Annotated in this window: 1 protein-coding gene and 1 pseudogene; both read right to left on the minus strand. The window is 49.8% G+C overall.

Going from position 1 to position 1,086, the window contains the following annotated elements:
• A partial coding sequence (locus tag Xinn_RS20965; RefSeq protein WP_099137820.1) for a baseplate wedge 1 family protein occupies positions 1-496 on the minus strand: 496 nt, incomplete at its 3' end.
• A pseudogene (locus Xinn_RS20970) lies at positions 489-1,086 on the minus strand (baseplate J/gp47 family protein); the annotation flags it as partial. The pseudogene Xinn_RS20970 and the gene Xinn_RS20965, both read right to left, overlap by 8 nt.

Consider the following 1,086-nt stretch of genomic DNA (forward strand, 5'->3'; position numbering starts at 1 on the left):
GTAATCGAAAGGGGGTGAGATAAGCCGCAGGCACCACCACGTTCATGGTCATGTCGTAGTTATCAATCACGAATGACTGGTTGCCCAGCAGGTGCTGGAATGAATGGGTGATCCCCTCAAGCGTCGGATGCTGAAAGTTTTTAATGATTTTCGCCCGGATAAAGAACCGGTAATCCGAGTCATCCAGATTGACCGACTTTTGCAGGGAGTCGCCGTATCGGTAAAACAGGCCGTTATTGAACCCCAGCGCACCCTCTATCCCCAACCAGCCGAAATAGTCTTTCGGGATAAAGGACTTCATCGTCCGGCTGATCCCGACATGACGGCCTATCAAATCTAACCCGTATCCTACTGATGTATTGATATCGAGAACTTCAGGCAGTTGTAATGCTGTCTCAAAAAGTGTTTTCGTCTCAGAAAGCAAAAGCCCGACGGTTTGCCGGGCTTTGGGTTTTCCTCGGTATTGCCAGATTAAAAAGTCTTCGCGTTTACTCAATCAGCACCTCCACCTGTTCAGGTTGGATTTGGGCACACTGGCGGACACCGATTCTGGCGGAATCGGCCTCATTGACCGTGATGGATTTAATGTAGAACCCGGACACGGTATTCACCCGACACGTCAGGCGCATGGCATAAACCGATTCACCAATCGCAAACCCGGTGTCAGCCAGTGATTGCTTAATCCCCTCGGTATCAATATCCTGAAAACCGTTGATGCGCTCGATAATCACTTTTACCCGGATATCCACCCGCTCAGCACGGTCAAACCGGACAGTGCGTTGCGCGCCGGAATAATCAAAGGTACACTCAATTTTTCCCATCAGCCCGCAGCCACCGACTTTCTTTCTCAGGATGGCGCGTGCAATATCTTCATTCTTGCCGCCAATTACCACAGCATTCATGGAATGAGCAGGCACACCATTGTTATCCGTCTGGCTGGTAAAGTTCTCATACACCCTAGCCTGTCTGACATCCGGTAAATCCAGCAAAGCCGCTTCAATACCTTGTCGGTCATCATGATTATTAATGGAGTGTGACCGCATAAACCGCAGCAGAAAATTACCGTCGGTCTCTTCCTCGTTACCG

The sequence above is a fragment of the Xenorhabdus innexi genome (assembly GCF_002632485.1).
Taxonomy (GTDB): Bacteria; Pseudomonadota; Gammaproteobacteria; order Enterobacterales; family Enterobacteriaceae; genus Xenorhabdus; species Xenorhabdus innexi.